Annotated in this window: 17 protein-coding genes, 2 tRNA genes and 5 pseudogenes; 13 read left to right on the top strand and 11 right to left on the bottom strand. The window is 34.2% G+C overall.

All coding sequences use genetic code 11. The annotated features are described in order from the left end of the window. Window positions 1–545 precede the first annotated feature (545 nt). Window positions 546–1,046 (top strand): ArsR/SmtB family transcription factor, encoded by a 501-nt coding sequence (locus WIW52_RS09360; protein ID WP_337710096.1) that lies wholly within the window; start codon window positions 546–548, stop codon window positions 1,044–1,046. 20 nt (window positions 1,047–1,066) lie between these two features. Beyond that, window positions 1,067–1,708 carry a hypothetical protein gene (locus WIW52_RS09355; RefSeq protein WP_337710094.1) on the top strand — a complete coding sequence of 214 codons (642 nt, stop codon included), beginning with the start codon at window positions 1,067–1,069 and terminating at the stop codon, window positions 1,706–1,708. A gap of 248 nt (window positions 1,709–1,956) precedes the next feature. Here WIW52_RS09355 and WIW52_RS09350 read toward each other — a convergent pair whose 3' ends face one another. From WIW52_RS09350 to WIW52_RS09340, 3 genes are read right to left on the bottom strand one after another with little or no spacing between them, the layout of a single operon-like run. Continuing rightward, window positions 1,957–2,589, bottom strand: coding sequence for a hypothetical protein (locus tag WIW52_RS09350; RefSeq protein ID WP_337710092.1), 633 nt, complete (start codon window positions 2,587–2,589; stop codon window positions 1,957–1,959). Beyond that, window positions 2,586–3,326: a hypothetical protein gene (locus tag WIW52_RS09345; RefSeq protein WP_337710091.1), complete on the bottom strand. Its 741-nt coding sequence runs from the start codon at window positions 3,324–3,326 to the stop codon at window positions 2,586–2,588. Before WIW52_RS09345 ends, WIW52_RS09350 begins: the two co-directional genes overlap by 4 nt. After that, complete coding sequence (locus WIW52_RS09340) at window positions 3,323–4,225, bottom strand: ABC transporter ATP-binding protein (RefSeq protein ID WP_314125437.1); 903 nt, start codon at window positions 4,223–4,225, stop codon at window positions 3,323–3,325. The genes WIW52_RS09345 and WIW52_RS09340 overlap by 4 nt, the downstream gene beginning before the upstream one ends. A gap of 858 nt (window positions 4,226–5,083) precedes the next feature. Here WIW52_RS09340 and WIW52_RS11310 point away from each other — a divergent pair. Further along, window positions 5,084–5,506, top strand: a pseudogene (locus WIW52_RS11310) (conjugal transfer protein). Between the two features lie 241 nt (window positions 5,507–5,747). Here WIW52_RS11310 and WIW52_RS09335 read toward each other — a convergent pair. The 4 genes from WIW52_RS09335 to WIW52_RS09320 form a co-directional block, all read right to left on the bottom strand. Continuing rightward, entirely contained in the window at window positions 5,748–6,176 is a 429-nt protein-coding gene (locus WIW52_RS09335) for a PIN domain-containing protein (RefSeq protein WP_337710087.1), read from the bottom strand. Further along, entirely contained in the window at window positions 6,166–6,405 is a 240-nt protein-coding gene (locus WIW52_RS09330) for an AbrB/MazE/SpoVT family DNA-binding domain-containing protein (RefSeq protein ID WP_337710086.1), read from the bottom strand. The genes WIW52_RS09335 and WIW52_RS09330 overlap by 11 nt, the downstream gene beginning before the upstream one ends. A gap of 419 nt (window positions 6,406–6,824) precedes the next feature. Beyond that, entirely contained in the window at window positions 6,825–7,010 is a 186-nt protein-coding gene (locus tag WIW52_RS09325; protein WP_337710084.1) for a hypothetical protein, read from the bottom strand. 380 nt (window positions 7,011–7,390) lie between these two features. Next, window positions 7,391–7,975, bottom strand: a complete 585-nt coding sequence (locus WIW52_RS09320; protein WP_337710082.1) for a hypothetical protein — start codon at window positions 7,973–7,975, stop codon at window positions 7,391–7,393. 326 nt (window positions 7,976–8,301) lie between these two features. On the opposite strand from WIW52_RS09320, the gene WIW52_RS09315 reads away from it, so the two are divergent. The 8 genes and pseudogenes from WIW52_RS09315 to WIW52_RS09280 form a co-directional block, all read left to right on the top strand. Further along, on the top strand, window positions 8,302–8,928 hold the full coding sequence (locus WIW52_RS09315) for a hypothetical protein (RefSeq protein ID WP_337710079.1): 627 nt from the start codon (window positions 8,302–8,304) through the stop codon (window positions 8,926–8,928). 49 nt (window positions 8,929–8,977) lie between these two features. Next, window positions 8,978–9,523 carry a hypothetical protein gene (locus WIW52_RS09310; RefSeq protein WP_337710078.1) on the top strand — a complete coding sequence of 182 codons (546 nt, stop codon included), beginning with the start codon at window positions 8,978–8,980 and terminating at the stop codon, window positions 9,521–9,523. 391 nt (window positions 9,524–9,914) lie between these two features. Continuing rightward, window positions 9,915–10,363 (top strand): annotated as a pseudogene (locus tag WIW52_RS09305) (IS630-like element ISC1078 family transposase); the annotation flags it as partial. A gap of 10 nt (window positions 10,364–10,373) precedes the next feature. After that, window positions 10,374–10,559, top strand: a pseudogene (locus WIW52_RS09300) (IS1 family transposase); the annotation flags it as partial. Between the two features lie 160 nt (window positions 10,560–10,719). Then, the gene (locus WIW52_RS09295) at window positions 10,720–11,556 is read left to right on the top strand and encodes a hypothetical protein (protein WP_337710076.1); all 837 of its coding nucleotides are present in this window, start codon (window positions 10,720–10,722) and stop codon (window positions 11,554–11,556) included. A gap of 2 nt (window positions 11,557–11,558) precedes the next feature. After that, window positions 11,559–12,293: a 7-cyano-7-deazaguanine synthase gene (locus WIW52_RS09290; protein ID WP_337710075.1), complete on the top strand. Its 735-nt coding sequence runs from the start codon at window positions 11,559–11,561 to the stop codon at window positions 12,291–12,293. A 6-nt stretch (window positions 12,294–12,299) separates the two neighbouring features. After that, window positions 12,300–13,373, top strand: a complete 1,074-nt coding sequence (locus WIW52_RS09285) for a hypothetical protein (RefSeq protein WP_337710074.1) — start codon at window positions 12,300–12,302, stop codon at window positions 13,371–13,373. 101 nt (window positions 13,374–13,474) lie between these two features. Then, window positions 13,475–13,633, top strand: a pseudogene (locus tag WIW52_RS09280) (IS1/IS1595 family N-terminal zinc-binding domain-containing protein); the annotation flags it as partial. A 419-nt stretch (window positions 13,634–14,052) separates the two neighbouring features. Here the strand turns inward: WIW52_RS09280 and WIW52_RS09275 are convergent. The 3 genes and pseudogenes from WIW52_RS09275 to WIW52_RS09265 form a co-directional block, all read right to left on the bottom strand. Continuing rightward, window positions 14,053–14,140: transfer RNA gene (locus tag WIW52_RS09275), tRNA-Met, on the bottom strand. A gap of 317 nt (window positions 14,141–14,457) precedes the next feature. Next, window positions 14,458–14,748: pseudogene (locus WIW52_RS09270) on the bottom strand (GNAT family N-acetyltransferase); the annotation flags it as partial. Window positions 14,749–14,839: 91 nt separating this feature from the next. Continuing rightward, the gene (locus WIW52_RS09265) at window positions 14,840–15,181 is read right to left on the bottom strand and encodes a hypothetical protein (protein WP_337710073.1); all 342 of its coding nucleotides are present in this window, start codon (window positions 15,179–15,181) and stop codon (window positions 14,840–14,842) included. 232 nt (window positions 15,182–15,413) lie between these two features. On the opposite strand from WIW52_RS09265, the gene WIW52_RS09260 reads away from it, so the two are divergent. Both WIW52_RS09260 and WIW52_RS09255 read left to right on the top strand, forming a co-directional pair. Then, window positions 15,414–16,388 (top strand): NAD(P)/FAD-dependent oxidoreductase, encoded by a 975-nt coding sequence (locus tag WIW52_RS09260; RefSeq protein ID WP_337710072.1) that lies wholly within the window; start codon window positions 15,414–15,416, stop codon window positions 16,386–16,388. A gap of 60 nt (window positions 16,389–16,448) precedes the next feature. After that, window positions 16,449–16,538: transfer RNA gene (locus WIW52_RS09255), tRNA-Thr, on the top strand. Here WIW52_RS09255 and WIW52_RS09250 read toward each other — a convergent pair. After that, window positions 16,520–16,666: a ribbon-helix-helix protein, CopG family gene (locus tag WIW52_RS09250; protein ID WP_156007956.1), complete on the bottom strand. Its 147-nt coding sequence runs from the start codon at window positions 16,664–16,666 to the stop codon at window positions 16,520–16,522. The two genes, WIW52_RS09255 and WIW52_RS09250, sit on opposite strands and share 19 nt — an antisense overlap. Window positions 16,667–16,678 lie beyond the last annotated feature (12 nt).

Raw genomic sequence — 16,678 nt, 5'->3', positions numbered from 1 at the left:
ATAATTAGGTCCGCCCTCGTTTATACAAACTTTTCTACGAAAAATCTTATTCTTTCGACTTTTTATGTATTTTATTCATCTCATTTTTTACGCTAAAAAAGAGATTCCCATACTGACGTGATAGTATGTAACTACAAAATTTATATACTTTCAATAAAAGAGCTAAAGGAATGTTAAATAATATCAAATGACATAAAATTCACGGTTTATCTGAAACTGTTGTCAACGACGATTTTTATAAAAAGAATATCTCTGATTGCTTTATCTCTGCTAGTTATTTAAGGAAATTTAGAAAAAGTAACGTTTATAAACATTTCTATAAGGGGCTGTTAATCTCTTTTTTGAGATTTCCTTCTCCTAACCCTCTTCTTTACAAAGCGATTGTTTGGTTTAAAAAGAATTTATCTGACGGGAAAGGTTATCAAACCAAACAGACCCCCTGTAAAGTCTTACACAAACTTAAAAGGTGATAATAGCGAATTGATGAGAAAACACCGTTAACAAAATTTATCCTTAATCCCTTTTATTATCTTATGCTAAGATTTATGGTAGTAAATAAGGAGCAAGTTAATCTTCTTTTCGACAAATTAAATGTCATGATCATCAAAGAAATAATAAGAGAACCTCTAAATGTCACTCAGATTTCTGAGAGGCTAAATGAGCCGATACCGACGGTTTGGAGAAGGCTAAAGAGGCTCGAGAAGGGAGGATTAATAGAGGCAGTGAAGGTGGAGAAGGTGGGAAAGTTTAAGGTAAAATATTATCGGGCTAAAGCCTTGTACTATGCTTTGCCGAATTTTCTCCAAATCCATCCTAGAGACATTAAGGTTAAGTTCCTTTATGAAAAATTATTAAGTTTAAGGAATAGAGCTCTCCAAGCGTATCCTAATGAAATACCAGATGAAGTAGATCCTATAGATTATGCTGTATTAATGGATATCATTATGAATTATGGGATACTTTTCGATAACGAGGGTGAGCTAAAGGAGCTCATGGAAGAAGCTAGAAATTACTTATTTTCATTTCTGAAAAGGAACGTTAAATAGTTATTTCCTTACTTTAACCCATGGACTTGTATATACTTATAGGTAGTGTTATTTCCATTTTAGTGGGTGTTCTGCCTCTCTTTTTCGTAAAGAGGGACATACAAGCTTTCGCGGTTGCAGCAGCTGCGTATTTTACAGCTATAATCGTAAAGGTTGTAATCCAGTACTCTTTTTTAAGCTTCTTCGAAAAGCCTCAGATACCTACATACCTAGCTTATGGAGCTTTAACGGCTGCTACAGAACCTGGTTTCGCATACGTGTTCGCAAGGTTAGTTAAAGGAGACTCTCAAGTGTATGGAGTAGCCTTAGCTTTTTGGGAAAATGCAGTGTTAGCGGGGCTCCTTTTGTTACCGGACGCATTTATCCTTAATTATACAGTAGTTCTGACTACGTTACTTCAGCTTATTATCGTGAAAATTGTTGATAGAACGTCTTCACTATTATTGCACTATTCCTGGGGTGTTACGGCTTGCTTAAGCCATAGGAAGAATAATATAAAATATATAATAGTCACTGCGCCTTTCGGTTTTGTTGACTCTATTGCCACTTATGCCGATCTTAACCACCTCAGCCTCAGGTCTATGTTTATATTATTTAGTATTCCAGATTTTACATTGTCGCTGCTCAGCTTTATTGTCGCTAGAAAATTTTTATATAGTTAAAGTGAAGAGCCATATTTAAATAAACCCTCAGGATTTTCTAGCTTGAGCTGCAATATAATCTTATATCTCCCAGTAACTTCTAGAATTAATATCGGATTTACGTATTAACTTAACTTGTCCTTCAGCTACTCTTTAAAGCCCCACATTAAAATCCTCTTTTCCAAACTCCTCTATCTCTAGCTACTTTTTATATTAAAAATAATTATTAATTCGGAATGTACTGTTTCTCTTAGATTTTCTATTAATAACTACAAATAAATCAGTAATTGTATTAAGATAGAAACTGGATTATATATTATCGGAATCGTGAGGGGAAGGGGAATTGTTGTGAGTAACTTGCTTGAAGGAATTATTGCAACGTTTATTCTAGTGAGATACAAGTTAACTAACCTGAATACGAACACTTTCTTAATATTATCTATAAGAAATCCCAATCTTACGAGAAAAGGTGAGAACGCTAGGTAAATGAGCAGACTAGTAAGCATTACATACACTAGTTCCAACACGTTATAGTATACGATGTAAATAAGAGACGGTATGGAAATAATAGTCGATAACAAGTATGAAGGAAGTGCGTTGAATACTATTGCGTATTCTGTGTCACTCTTAGAAAGCAACAACTCATAGTTACTATGTTTTGTGTCAGAAAAGTAATCCAAGAATATACTATACGTTATACTTGGCAACATTGACATGTAATTATTGACAGTAGTCCCTACTGCTACATAAAACTGGTATTTAATACCTATAATCCCTCCCACGAAAAATAGGAAAAACAGTTCTATGAAAACGTTAGGCAATATTATCCACAGTATTGTTTTAGACCTAAGGTCTCCGATAATTTTCATTTGGATTATATAAAAATATCGTGACAGTCTCACCTAAAATTACCTCCCTCAGTTTTATCATATACGATAACGTCTATCACTACCAAAGCCGTAATTGTTATTACCGACACGATAAAGTATAACAAGTTAAACGACTCCAACTCCAGTATTTGCCTTATAAGGGCTATAATGTAGTAAAACGGGTTATAAGCTAAGAGTTGAGTAAGGATCTCACCTTTAGCCGGTAGTAGTGCGCTTGAAAAATATGAAATTAAAGCAACAATTATCTCTGTAGGAATTATGGAGTACCATTCCCAATAACGTTTAGGTGCTACTGTAGTCACTAAAATTGTAGACATAAACACTATATTTACTAATACTAGTATCGGTAATAAATATATTGATAAAAGTAATAAATCCAAGAAAAAGGCTAGTGTAAAATAGATCGGCATGTAGAGTATAACGAAATAAATTGATAAGCCTAACATTATCACGAAAGGGGTTAAACGTCTATTAATAGGTAGTATTAACAAGTAATTTTTGTTCATTTTCAAATCCCACCCTATGGTATCTACCACATAATTCTTTAACGAGAGTAGAAGCATAACTGTTGAACCACCAACGAATATATACGATTTGTAAGCTGGTAAAAGTACGATTAGGAATACAACTGTAGTTAACGTACTTACGGCTATCTGTATGAAAGACGAAAGTAATGATATTAGAGTACTCGAACCCAAAAAGTAAATTGAATAAGCAAAAATGAGGTATAGATAAGAAGTAACTCTCATTGTTTAACACCTCCAGTTAACACAAGAAAGACATCATCTAGCGTAACGTGAAGTCTCCTAATCGAGACAACTCCATTCAGTGTAGAAATTTCGTTAATTATGTCTTGTAGTTTATCGGAATACACTCTTACATAATTACCCGATACTATGATTCGTCCAAGCCGATTTATCTTACTTATTACACTTGGGTCAGATACTTCAAGTTCAAGAACATCATTACCTAGAGGTTTTTTCAGTTCGTTTATTGAACCTACAGCTAATAGTTCCCCGCTATTCAGTATTGCTACTCTGTCAGCTAAGTATTCGGCCTCATAAATATCATTAGTTGCAATAATTATTGTGCTTCCGTACTTCTTCAAGTTCTTAATGAGACTCCACACTTTGTGTTTACCGTCTATATCTACTGTGACTGTGGGTTCATCGAATATAGCAATTTTAGGTCTCTGGATAATTACCTTACAGATCTCGACTCTTTTCCTCTGTCCACTGGATAATTCCCAGATTATTGAATTAGCCTTGTCTATAATGTCAAGCTCATTTAAACACTCTAAGATTCTCTGCCTTAATTCGTTTTTTGGAATGCCGTAAATTCTTCCGTGGGCCCATAGAGCCTTATATACGGTAGTATTAAAGAGTGTAACTTCAGTGAAAGCAAAGCCTAGTAACTCCCTAATCTTTCCTGAATCCTTTGTAACATCTAAACCCATAATGTAAACGCTGCCCTCTGTAGGTTTTAATATGGTGGAAATAATATATAATAAGGTAGTTTTACCTGCTCCATTTGGTCCTAATATTACAAAAATTTCATTTTCTTTTATTTTAAGACTTAATCCTTTAAGGGCCTTTACTTCATTCTTATACACTTTAGTTAAATTTTGTATGCTAATAATTTCCCCCATTATATCATCCTTGCGGTTTCTTTAAGTTAAGATAAAATTAGTATACCTTTATGAGATGTTTGATAGATTTATTATAATATAAAATTATCTATGATTTTACACTCAGTCTTGTAAATTAATCTTAATATAATAGAGAAATTCAAGGACTATCATAAAGTTAAGATAATAGGTGCCGCCGTGGGGACTTGAACCCCGGACAACCGGGTGTCTAAAACGTTAAATTATTAGGTTTGATTTAATGCCTTTATGTTAAAGGGTTAATTTTCATTCTAGTATTGTATTTAGGTTAATTATTAGATGAAAGAATCTACATAGTGTGAGACGTTAAATCCTTAAATACCTCAATTATTTTGTCAGTTCTCCTCATCTCCGTATAAATTCTGTGATCTTCTTACCACAATAACTTATCTATAAACTGAACATTATTTCCGGTTTGATTTTAGAAAATTTTGCTAAAAAAGATTTTTGTCGCATTCAAGCTTTTACATTAAATAATCATATATAGTATACTAACTTTTTCCAGCTAATATTACTATTATCGTCTCATAACACTTACTTCCCTAAGTGAAAGCACATTTTAATCTTTTAAATACTAAAAGGACAAGCACGTCTCTAGTTCAAAAATTTGAAACAATAGAGTGCAGCAGGCAAAGTTATAGTTCTACAAGTTTATATTTAATTTGAGAGCATGTCTGAGAACATTAAGCTCGTAAGAAAGTATTTGGCGATAGATGACAATAGAAACATAGTGGCTGAGGGTAATTCGTGGGAGGAAGTCGAAGAAATAATGGAAAAGAAGGGGGTATAAAAGGAGTCAGTATGATATCTTAACGGTAGTTAAGCAAGAAAAGAGTTAGTATAGGTAAAGAAATAGAGATCCCTTTTATTAACGCCAAAGGTTACTCAGTACCTTTAATAAAAGTAAGGATGGAGTGCCCTAAGTCTGGGGAAGATGTTTTGATATACGCATTACCAGATAGCGGTAGTAGATTTTCTTTAAATAAATAGGAGAACGTTAAATACGCGTTTTGATAATCTAGAAGACATTACTTTGATATCATTATATTAACCAATCTAAATTTTCATACAAAAAGGGACGAATTAGAATTTCATTTCGTAGAGCTAAATGAAAATTTTGAAATACCAGTTGCAATAGCCGATTTAGGCGTTTATGAAGGAGTTTTTCCAAGCCTTATTTTAGGTAGGGAAGATTTCTTTTCAAGAACGATGATATGCTTTGACAGGGACATAAGAGTAATTATTAAGGCTGATAGTCTTTAACTTAACTATATATAAGAATATTGAAAATTTTCTTAAATGTACAGAGAGCTTTTTACCTCATCTTCTTACGTGAAAATTTTTCGACTCTCGATTATCCTTAAGTAATTTATTGGAACGGCTACGGTATTTGAACTAGTTTTATCCTCTTTAACTCCAGTGTAGTAATAATCCCGAGATGTTTAAGTAAATACTTCTGTTAAAATATTCAGAATTTATAAAATTTAAGTTTTTTATTATTGTATTATATTTCATCAATAAAACTAATAATATCTCCGAATTCTTTTCTAATTTCGTCCAAGACTTGAACTATTTCCTTCTCTCTTTTAAAGAGAGCCTTATCTTTTAAATAGTCTGCAGTAGCTATTACATAACAGTCTGGCAAAGCTATCCCGTATTTTTTCTTTATTTCCCCTGCTTTTATTACTATTTCGTGGTTAATCTCCGTGACTTTCAGTATAGCTGATAGCCACTCTACAAATTCCTTTGCGTAATTGTTGGCATTACTTAACCCAGCTGTTATGTAAACTCTATAACTTACGTATAATACTTCACTCAAAGTGATTGGTGTGACATAAAGTGGTTTGTAGCTCTCAATTAGCTTCTTAACCTTTTCATGGTATGTACCAGCCTCATTAATGTACTCTATTAGAACTCCCGTATCAACTATCATTAAATATTTCCTCCTCTTTCCTCCTTTCAGCCTCACCTTCTTCCTTAAGGATCTCTTCTACCATTTTGGGATCAACCCTTACAATTTTAGGTTTTAAGGGACGTAAAACTAACTCCCCACCTTTCATCTCACCTAACAGTATATCGTTTTCTCTTATCCCGAGTTTTTCCCTAACATCTTTTGGTAAGATAATTACACCTTTCTTCCTTAACTTTATTTGATAAACCATATAATATAAGTTAAACTAATGTCTAAAGAGTTTAACCATTAACCGAGAGGAGTATAGCACTACGAATAGTTTAAAGAATTATGAGGATTGTTGCTGAAGTAGATTCTGAAGAAGATATTGATAGGAGTACGTCTAACAATTTCAATTAGATATAGTTGCTATGGTGTATTCGCAAAACAGTGTAGCTTATGATAACAAAGGATTAGAAAAGCATATTCTCTCCAAGGTTTAGAAAGTCAATCGAGGTTTAAAGTAAGCTTTTTACTAGTATCTTCAACAATTCCTTTTTGTGTTCTAAGCAATTTTTTATAATTGCCTCTGATAATATCTACAACTCTCTGATCTATTTGCTTAATTATTAGTTTATTCTTGTTACAATATACTATTACTACGTCGGTAGACTCTCCTACCGTTTGTCCCTACACTTTCATTTCACTCATTTTATGATCAATCATGATCGAGTGTAGGGACTTAGCCCTCAACCACCTACCAAACTTAACGGTAGGTGGGTCATGGGACTCCTTTGAGCCCAACGGCACGAGGCTCACATCTCTGCAATTACTCTCACCCTTTTGGGCATAGCCCACATCGGTGTGAGAGATCATCCTTTATCAACAAAAGTTTGTTACAAACAAATATAAAAAAGATTTCTATCAACGTGAAAAAGGATTCAGCCCGTGAGACACCTCAGCTTAAAATTTAGCAAATAGACCTAAAGTCAGTGCCTTCTTCATATCGTTAGTCGGGGAATATCCCAAATGTATTAATGCCCACATAGTAGACAAGCCTCCGCTACCTATTACACCAAATCCTTGTGAAGCAACATCTTCCGAGCTGTTAACATTATATACGACTACCTTGTTTTTAATCGTATGTTAATGCTACATTTGCTAATAATTTTGGACAGTTTCTCGATAAGTCAACTGCTAAAAGAGTAAGGATTTGATATGATAATTTACGCAATTAATTATCTATGTTTAAGCTTTTATCTTTCCCCGAAACGATACTTATACGTCTCAATCTTACTCCTCAAATTGTCAACCAACATTTTAGTCTCAAAGCTTACATTCTTCCCCTCCATAGCCTCCTCAGCCCTTGCCAGATACTCCTTAGCCCTCAAGTACAAATCCTTGTTATCATAAGCTACAGCATTTTGCAAATACATCATGCCGAGCATGGCCAACTCTGCAACATAATTCTCTGACTTCTTATCTGAAAACTCTAACGCTTTCTCATACCTCTTAATCACTTTTTCATCAATAGGTTGTCCACTCTCCGGAGAAATCATAAACTTAGTACTAGCTTCTTTTTTCCTTATTCCAGGGAGTATTATCCCGCGCCTCATAAGATATCTGTTAAGGTAAGTGGATAATATCGCACCTAATGTCGAAAATATTAGAGTGCTTAAGGTAGCGGATAATATGAAGCTATGTAAAAAGTTATAAATAATATCATAGGCTAAAATAAATACTATAGCTGATGGTAATGCCGCAAGTAATAGGTTGAGCAAGACATATTTTAAAGTTGATATCTCTTTTGTAGGACCAAAAATGATCTTTCTTTGTTCCATGCTTTTTCATCTTACTCACCATAGTAATTACGGTACTAAATATTTATTGCCTTTACCTTTATAAAGCATAAAATTTTATTATATTAGCAATATAAACCAGATTACTGGGTATCTGTTAAGGCTGTTAGCATCTATATGCTGATTTAAGGAATTCTTCTGTTGCATCCAGTTTCAAAAGACAATTGTACACTCTTTCAAACTGTAACCTAGTTAGGTTAGAAGCAAAATAAGTGATGAATAATATTAAGATACTCCATTATAGTTAACTTTTTTTTAAGGTTCTCAATTATTTCATGCCTCAGGGTTTAAAGCCTAAGAGCATTAAATTGTTACATTATGAAGAGAAGAAAGATAATAAGCAAGTTTTTAGACAAGGAGTGACATTAATAGAATATGAAGGACAACCGTCAAAGATAATTCAGTGGAGTCAGTTAATAGAGGGTGATCCTTTCGGTGATCACGAGATAACTTATAGGATAAACTACGGTTCTGAAAGTATACTAAGAAGTTTTAAAGTGAAGTACGTAGGAAAGGAAGGGGATAAGCACAGAATTTTGATTAAGGAAGGCGTGTCTGGATGCGGAACCAAGACTAAGAGGATAGAGAATAAGGAAGTGCTAATACCAGATAAGCTATACCAACCTTACCCTTTGCAACAAAAGAGTGAAGAAGGAAAGGACCCAAATCCGATAGAATGCGAAATATGTAAAGCAATAGTTTCGGTACTATGTGGATTGCTAGCTGAAGGCGTCGCTGAAAGCGTGGCATGTGAGGAAGCTTGTGCTAGTGTTTGTTTAATATTTACTTGGGACCCTATTATCTACCCTATCTGTGTAACGATATGCGTACCTTCTTGTGATGAATTACTTCAATTAATCATCTCATTAGGAGTAGCAACTGCTTGCGGTCTAGGTGGTGAATATTTATGCCAGAAAGCTGGTTTATGTTGCTAATATAATAAAATTTTATACTTTATAAATAAATTTAACTAAGGGAAGAGTTATGGAGGGAAAGAAGTTATTATCTTTTTTGAAATGGGTTGGTTTAGGATTGCTGTTTATAGGTCTCCCTGCAGTAATAGCTACTGTAGTGTCGTTTTCGATTCCTTACTATTTATTACACAATGTAACTCTAGCTAATACCCTTAGTACAATAATTCCAATAGTAGTAATTGTAATCTCAGTAACATACTTTAGGAAATATCTTCAGAGTCGTAATCTTATCACTCCCTTCACGAAAAGGAGTCCAATTACAATCTTACCAGATAGTGGGCAGCCTATTGATGAAAAATACATAAGGAGATTTGAGGTTAATCTCAAGTTTGCTAAGGGTGAGGAATATATTAAGCGGTTAGCCATGCTCGGCATGATGTATTTGCAAAATGCTGTAGCTTATGATAACAAGGATTTGTACTTGAGGGCTAAGGAGTATCTGGCAAGGGCTGAGGAGGCTATGGAGGGGAAGAATGTAAGCTTTGAGACTAAAATGTTGGTTGACAATTTGAGGAGTAAGATTGAGACGTATAAGTATCGTTTCGGGGAAAGATAAAGGCTTAAACGTACAAATTGTATTAATGTTGTTGTAAAATTCTTACTTTTTTTAGCAGGCCGTCTTATCGAGAAAACTGTGCGAAATTATTAGCAAATGTAGTTAAGAGCCGCCGCGGGGGGTTTGAACCCCCAGACAACCGGATGCTTAAGACGTTAAATTGACCGTTTCAATTTAACGCGATTTGTTAAAGCCATAACAATATACGTTAATTTTATTATTGCAATGAATATCTGATTTTCACATCTACTGCGCATAACACGTTAAACCGTTAAACTCCTCAGTTAACGCATTTCAAAGTTCATCTCTATATAAGACAATACTCTCTTATCTTATACTTTGTCAGACCTTAAAGGGCAAGATTTATGTTTCATGAGTAATACTAAATTGTATGCCGAAATCTAGAATGCATGGTATAAGTCTCAACAAGAAACAAGAGGAAGAGAGGAGAATTAGCGTATAAAAGACGTGAAGAATGATATGAGAATAAAGGACGCGGTCAAGAAGTATAATGTCTCCGTCTTTACCGTGTGCAAATAGCTAAGAAAAGATGACTGGAGCGCTAAGCCGAGGGAGGGACCCACGAAACTGAAGGAAGAGAAAAAGCTCGTCCAAATCTTAGAAAAGAGTCCAAGAGATTTCGGCTTGAACTACGACTTCTGAATCTTGAAGCTCATAGTCTATATACTTAAGAAGTAATATGGAATGAAATACAACCCAAGGAGTTTAAGCCCAGTCCCCAAGAAGTTGGGCTTCAAGTATAAGAAAGGAAAAAAGGACTTACGTGAGAGACAAGAGGACAGTAAAAGATGGGTGAAGGAACGAGGGGGAGAAGCTTTTATAACTTGTCTGGTTGAAAGATCATACGGTTATCTCACCCGTTAATCCTAACGAATCGCTGCACTCTTCATTGAGGGATAGGCTCGTACGTTTTAAGAGGACTACTAAGACAGTAAATAGGAGTATTAGTACCATGATGTACTACATAGTCCTAGTCTTGTGGGAGAGAATGTTAATTCCAGAATTTGTAGGTTAATTACGACACTGTCTCCAAACTGTTGTAACTTCGGCAAAAATATATTATGTAGAGTAAGATCGGAAAAAACTTAATATAATATACATTTTCTATATATTCCTCTATATTCTAAATACAGTATCTTTATTAAACATATATAAAATAATTTATCCAGGCATAGATGGAAATCAGTTCTAAAGTTGAATACATAATAGGGAAAAACTTAATACCCAAAATAAAGTTCATTGTTTCTAATATCGAGATAAAAATTGAAAATAGTGAGTTAGAAGATAAACAATTCAAAGATTTTCTAAAATCGTATTATAACTTTTATGATAGTTCCAAGATAAATACCATTTTTATTATTGAAGTTAATTTAAATGATGAAACTTATAGAGGACTTGGCATTGGTTCATACGATACAAAGACTAATATCTCGTCTCTCTATTTAGAGTGGGAATCACTAACTAAATATGAAGTGCAAGCTGCTAGTGATGGCTCCATAATTTGCTGGGATTATTCTATTTATTCAAAAGCTTATCAAGGTGCGGTTAACATAAGTTCTGTCGCGGGAACATTAGAAGGTTTTCCATTAGAAGCAAATGTTACATATTTAACCCTAAACGACGAGGGTGAGATAGTATTCCAAGGATATCAGAAAGGTATAGTTAAGACTATTAACGGGGTACGAGTTGGTAAAGTTAAATTAGTTGGGTTTATTGATGAAAAATTCCGGTTGAATACTTTCGCCGGGTTATGCAGTATATCTGACACAAAAAATGACAATATAATATCTGGAGTTTATAATCAGATACAAGTAGACTCTATGTGTAGAATGTATTACGAGGCCGCCATTAGAGAATATAAAATATATGGTGGCAGAAAATTACCATTTGATGAGGTTATGATATTTAAATACAAAGATGCTAATTTCAATCAGATAAAGAATAATAAAAGAATAGATTCAATGTCACATATAGCATATTATATGCCGGCAAAAGACCCTTACGGGAGATAATCATGGTTGAGGAAGCTATTATTCAACTTACTGGAGGAATAGATTCCACAGTGTTAGCGTATTATCTTAAAGATAAATATGTGTTGCATGGAACTTTCATATATTACGGCTATCCTCCTCAGACGAGAGAATTAGAGTTAGTCAAAGAATTATCTAAAAAGCTCGATATCCCTCTAAAGATTATTGATTTTTCCTCTTATATTAAGTCTTTCGATCTCCCTCCAATAGATTCTATACAATATATAATTAAGTATCAGTTTGTGATAGAAATTCTAACATCTTTTTCTGCTTATCCGAATCTAAATACCATGTTTGTGGGCTGGCTTAAGGATGAGTGGAGTAATAAAATGAGTATCTTAAAAGGTATTGAATCTCTTATGGGTTTTAAGGTTATGGCACCTTTTCACACAATGGTAAAAAGTGAAGTTATTAAGTTGGGTAATGAGTTAGGCGTAGATTTTACAAAAACTCATAGTTGCATTGTATCTGGAAAAATGCATTGCGGCATATGTATGCCGTGTAGATCTAGAAGAAGAGCTTTTGAAGAGGCAAAAGTTAAAGATCCCACCATCTACTACTTTAATTTACCCCTTGCTGAGATAGATAAGTTATCAAGAGAATTAAGCCAAGAAGAGTTAGTAGAGAGGTATTTTAAGCCATTCTTGCAGTATACTGGAGAATATCCTAAAGACTTCGTGGATAACTTAGTCAACATTTTCAAAAAATATAACGGATGAATCTAAATGAAGAATTATTACTTAGCATATAAGTCAATTATCTCATTTTTCATAGGTTTCATGAGTTTTGCGTTCCTAGTTTTAATGAAAATATCAGGCTTAAATGACTTTCAAATAGGGTTAATATTAAGCACTATATCAATATCTCAATTTATCACATACATTATTCTGGTGTCTTTCTCGATAAAGAGGAATCTCTTGGTCTCAGCGGCATTAGAACTTCTTATACTAATAATCTTAATTATCCAAAGATCCTTCCTTACTTTCACCCTCTCTGCAATTTTTATGGGTATCTCCAACTCTATAAATTCCTCAGTTATAATACTTCAAAAAGGATTTACGAGAAAGGATTATTCAATAATGATGACCTTAACTCACACCCTCAGCTTAGCAGGATTAGGAATATTCTACTTGAGTAGAATAATAGGGATAAAAATTCTCCTCATATTATTTATTCCTCTATTGTTTGCAAACCTAGTATTATCATCAATGCTTAGATATGAAGAGAATAAAGAGAGTTTATCTGAACTCTACTCTTGGTTAAAAAACGTCGGGAAGTTAGTTTTATTCTTTGGCTTCTTTGCAAGTTTAAGAAGAGTTGCAATCACAAGTTATATACCTTTAATTCTGCTTACAGTATTTTATACATATACCCCGCAGGAAATAAGTTTATACCTCATGATAATTCAAGTTCCTCTAATTATTTTCTTTTATATAGGCCATAAAATAAGTGAGAAAGTTTTCCTAATATTGTGTATAGCAGAATTAATTCTTTTCTTATCACTTTCTATGTTTTACCGGGAATCGATATTTCTCTTCTTATCCCTAATACTCTTAGCCAACATATCCTCATCCTTAAGGGCACCAGTCGTTGAAGAAACAGTAGTCAAATTGTCAAATTTTAGCACAAAAATTTCTTCATTTTACCACTTGATGGATACTATCTTCTCAGCGTTAGCGTCAATCTTACTTGCATTTATCGTAAAACTGGATTTGTTTTATGGAATTTTTATAATAGCAGGGTTATCTTCACTCTTGCCGTCTTTGTTTGTATACAAGGTTATAGTAGAAAGGAAATAGTAAATAATGTAGTGTTTAATATATCTTGAATTACTTATTGAGTCAGTTTGAGCATAGTGCAGTCATTAAGCTATGTATATTTTGTATAACCAGAATTATTTATGAGCAAAAGACTTACAATCAGACAAGACCTAGCACGTCCTTCTTGTAGTAGTCATCATGTTGTCAAGTGTGGTAGGCCTTTGGGTAGGCAGAGGTATTTGTGTAGGGACTGCGGTAGGTATTTCCTCGGTAATGCTTCTTATTATCAACGCTCTAGGTCTAATTCTTTCTCTATGACTAAATTGAAAGAAGAGGTAATGATAGGGAATTTAGTCCATTCAAATTCATAGACCTCATTAATATAACTCTTCTCTGCTTGACTTAACAATGCTGATATTTTTCATTTTCATATTGCAGTCCTCTGGAGTCGATAGAAAGAATGGAATTCCTTCCAGACTATAGTTGCCTCGTTTATCTTTCTTTGTCTGGTAAGCGCTTCTCCAATGTCCTCTCTAAGATTTTGATCTTCTGATACTCCGTCAGCCCGAAAATGTCTATTATTCCTACCCCTCTTCTAATAAATACGTCAGAGACCTAATTGATATTATGCGTTTCCAGTTTCTTCCTCAGACGTTTCCAATCATACTCGCTCATAAGAACGTAAATCTCTTTCAATTCATGATAAAGATTAGGGAGATGCCGCCGCGGGGATTTGAACCCCGGACAACCGGATGTCCCCTGCGCCGTATGAGTCCGGCGCTCTAACCAGGCTGAGCTACGGCGGCACTATATTTTTTAAGTGTTAATTCGGTTATAAAGTTTATATTCAGAAGTTCAGGGGCATATGGTAGAAGATTCTCTAGGCTTAGTTGGGAGACGAAAAAGTGATAATTAACTAAATAATAGTTTAATGGAATGTTATGTAACGTTATTATTAAAATAATGATAGTTTAGCATGAAATAGAGTATGAATTATCTTTTAAATTTAGTTAAAATATCTTGGTATACTCTATTATTAATATCTATTTAATTTATCGAAGGACTTAAAGTGTTCATGTTAAAGAGAAAAATTCAAAAAGGCATAGATACACATCTATTATATTTACAGCGGTTTTGTATCAGTATTCACAGATACCCATAACCTTTTCCAATATTCTATAAATCCTATCTTCATATAAACATGAATTGCATGGCTGTTATCTTCTCTCACGTACAATGAGGCAACTTTACCTCTTTTGATAAGGTCTTCAGTCAACATTGATACAACTGAAGTTGCAAAACCTCTATTCCTGAATTCTTCCTTAGTTAGGACTTCCCCTATTACAGCAACTTTCTCTAGTTCAATCAATGTATAAGCCGCTGAGACTAGGTGATCGTTTAAAAACAATCCGTATGCAGTAGTTCTGTTTTCTTTATCATCTGTAGTAACGTGTTACCCCTCTCTTTCCCATAGATTTTTAGTATTTCATTAGAGTCCTTCATATTCAACTCCCTACATCCTCTCTCTTAAAGACTATAGGAGATCTACACACTATCAAGAGCTCTGGATAAATCTTACTGTTTGGAAAGTTTAACAAAGATCTCCATCTAGGTTCCACAAATAGTATGAATTTGTCTTCCCTTATTGAACTCAGTAACTTTTTAGCTGTCTCTTCCTTCTCCGCGTAAAGCAGTATCGTAATTGGCTTAAATTTTCTGTAAAACATTAAATAACCCTCATTAATTGCTGTAAGATCTGCATACTCGTTATCGACCTCTGAGTCATAGATTTCAAATGCAAACTTGATAGGATTCATTAAAAACAAACTCTTTAGTCTCTCGATCAAGTCCTTTACTTCTTAACTAGAATTTTTTAGCCGAATTTTAATTTTCTGTTCTGCGAAACCACTTTAGATAATTTCTCCTTACTCTTATGAGTTTGACAGTAAGTGGTATTTAGATCTATCTTCTATATACATTTCACGATGGGCCTTCAGTACTTGAGGTGAACTGAGAAAAAAGTGAAAATTTTAAATATTACGAAACTAGCTTTAAAAAGTTGAAAGTTGATATATACTTATGAAGACTATAATTTTAGGTGGAGGATTTGCAGGTTTATCTGCTTTAAAAACAAATCCTGACGCTTTACTTATAGATCAGAAAAGTTATTTTACTCTCACCCATAGGCTAGTGGACGTAATAAAGACTGGAGATCCGAAGTTAGCTAAGATCCCTTACCATAAAGTATTGGTTGCTAGAGTGAGGAACGTGGATTTTAGGAAAAAGGTAGTTATCACTGACAAGGGCGAGTTCCAATATGATAAATTGATAATAGCACTAGGGTATTCTCAGAAAATATTTCCAAATACAGAGAAAGTCGAAGACATACAAGATTCTCTAAAATTAAGAGATAAATTGTTGAAGGCTAAGTCTGTTGTAATATTAGGCGGAGGTAATTTAGGTGTTGAATTAGCAGGGATTATAAAAGAAATGGATCCTTTGAAGGAAGTTTACCTAATAGAAGCACAAGATAGGCTTTTACCTTTTATGAGTACTGAGTCTTCAACTTATGCTTATGAATTACTTACTGGATTGGGAGTAAAGGTATTACTTAAGAATAAAGTAGAAAAAATAGAGAAGAATCTAGTAGTAACTAACGATCATGAGATTAGAGCTGATCTCATAATTTCATCTGTAGGATTTAAGGGCTCCCCGATGATCAGTGAGATTGGACTAACCAATATAAACGGTAGGATGATAGTAGATGATTATCTTAAGTCGGTTGACTACGATGACGTATATGGAGCCGGAGATTGTGCAACGACGACGAAATTCATACCAATGTCAGCTCAAGTAGCAGTCCAATCGGGAAGAAGAGCGATGTTGAATGCATTAGGGGAGGATGAAAAGTTTAGGTTTAACCAACTAGCCATAATAGTCAGGATAGGGGGAATTTATTTTGGTGATTTTTATGGTAAATTTGTGAAAGGTGAGCTAGCTGAATTAGCGGAAAAAGTGGGTATATTTAGAGCTATTAGACTCGTAATATCGTAAAAACGTTTTGACGGTATTAACGGGATAAAACTTTAAAATTAATGGGTAAAATAATAACTTGCCGCCGTAGCTCAGACTGGTAGAGCGCCGGCCTTGTAAGGTCTATCTCGAGATAGCCGGTGGTCCGGGGTTCAAGTCCCCGCGGCGGCTTTCTTTTCTCTCAGATATTTTATGAGGGCCTCTCTTATTATCTCACTTCTGGTGTTTCTAGAATTAACTGCATAGAGATCAAGCTCTTGTAACAACTCTTCTTCGACCTTGAACGTGATTACTCTCATGCTCCCTCAGTA

Origin of the sequence: Stygiolobus sp. RP850M, from assembly GCF_037389295.1 — an archaeon.
Lineage (GTDB): Archaea > Thermoproteota > Thermoprotei_A > Sulfolobales > Sulfolobaceae > Stygiolobus.
Note: the sequence above shows the minus strand (reverse complement) of the source record. Positions and strands in the feature narration are given on the sequence as shown.

What these genes read in the sequence shown, in the direction of transcription:
- WIW52_RS09360 (WP_337710096.1), top strand. Translation starts at nt 546, where the DNA reads ATGGTAGTAAATAAGGAGCAAGTTAATCTTCTTTTCGACAAATTAAAT.
- WIW52_RS09355 (WP_337710094.1), top strand. Translation starts at nt 1,067, where the DNA reads ATGGACTTGTATATACTTATAGGTAGTGTTATTTCCATTTTAGTGGGT.
- WIW52_RS09345 (WP_337710091.1), bottom strand. Translation starts at nt 3,326, where the DNA reads ATGAGAGTTACTTCTTATCTATACCTCATTTTTGCTTATTCAATTTAC.
- WIW52_RS09340 (WP_314125437.1), bottom strand. Translation starts at nt 4,225, where the DNA reads ATGGGGGAAATTATTAGCATACAAAATTTAACTAAAGTGTATAAGAAT.
- WIW52_RS09335 (WP_337710087.1), bottom strand. Translation starts at nt 6,176, where the DNA reads ATGATAGTTGATACGGGAGTTCTAATAGAGTACATTAATGAGGCTGGT.
- WIW52_RS09330 (WP_337710086.1), bottom strand. Translation starts at nt 6,405, where the DNA reads ATGGTTTATCAAATAAAGTTAAGGAAGAAAGGTGTAATTATCTTACCA.
- WIW52_RS09325 (WP_337710084.1), bottom strand. Translation starts at nt 7,010, where the DNA reads ATGATCTCTCACACCGATGTGGGCTATGCCCAAAAGGGTGAGAGTAAT.
- WIW52_RS09320 (WP_337710082.1), bottom strand. Translation starts at nt 7,975, where the DNA reads ATGGAACAAAGAAAGATCATTTTTGGTCCTACAAAAGAGATATCAACT.
- WIW52_RS09310 (WP_337710078.1), top strand. Translation starts at nt 8,978, where the DNA reads ATGGAGGGAAAGAAGTTATTATCTTTTTTGAAATGGGTTGGTTTAGGA.
- WIW52_RS09295 (WP_337710076.1), top strand. Translation starts at nt 10,720, where the DNA reads ATGGAAATCAGTTCTAAAGTTGAATACATAATAGGGAAAAACTTAATA.
- WIW52_RS09290 (WP_337710075.1), top strand. Translation starts at nt 11,559, where the DNA reads ATGGTTGAGGAAGCTATTATTCAACTTACTGGAGGAATAGATTCCACA.
- WIW52_RS09285 (WP_337710074.1), top strand. Translation starts at nt 12,300, where the DNA reads ATGAAGAATTATTACTTAGCATATAAGTCAATTATCTCATTTTTCATA.
- WIW52_RS09260 (WP_337710072.1), top strand. Translation starts at nt 15,414, where the DNA reads ATGAAGACTATAATTTTAGGTGGAGGATTTGCAGGTTTATCTGCTTTA.
- WIW52_RS09250 (WP_156007956.1), bottom strand. Translation starts at nt 16,666, where the DNA reads ATGAGAGTAATCACGTTCAAGGTCGAAGAAGAGTTGTTACAAGAGCTT.